Annotated in this window: 1 protein-coding gene; it reads left to right on the top strand. The window is 47.6% G+C overall.

Annotated elements, in window-relative coordinates:
- On the top strand, window positions 1-450 hold a 450-nt coding region (locus tag H7U32_RS10300; protein ID WP_204469927.1), incomplete at both ends, for a hypothetical protein.

Genomic DNA, 450 nt, shown 5'->3' with positions numbered 1-450 from the left:
GTAGTGCACCACATCGCGAAACACACGATTCTCCGGCAAGGTCGCAAAATACTGATCGGACTGATCTGCCTCTTGTTGTTTGGAATCATTGGCTCCTTTTACTTTTTGTCCGGGGCAAATATCAACGGTGAAGAATTTTGTCCGCAATTATTTCAAAAACGTGATTTCAGTTACCAACGCATCCCGGGTACCAAGATTCGAATCAGCAAAACCAGTTTGTCACCTTCCGTGAGTCCATGCAGCAAAAACATCTTGACACACCTGACCGCCAGCAACCAGACAGACTGGCATGTGTCGACCGTCCAAAGCGGTGTGATTTCCAATACTCTTGGCCCAAAAATCCTCATCAGCTACTTGCAGTCCACCAACGCGGATGGGTCAAGTGTTTGGGATAAATGGTCTTTCGACCACCCTCGTTACGCCGCAATTTTGTGGCCAATTGTTCAAGAG

It is taken from the genome of Bifidobacterium pullorum subsp. saeculare (assembly GCF_016899725.1).
GTDB classification, from domain to species: domain Bacteria; phylum Actinomycetota; class Actinomycetes; order Actinomycetales; family Bifidobacteriaceae; genus Bifidobacterium; species Bifidobacterium pullorum_C.
The sequence above is the reverse complement of the archived record's forward strand: the minus strand, read 5'-3'. Positions and strand labels throughout refer to the sequence as shown.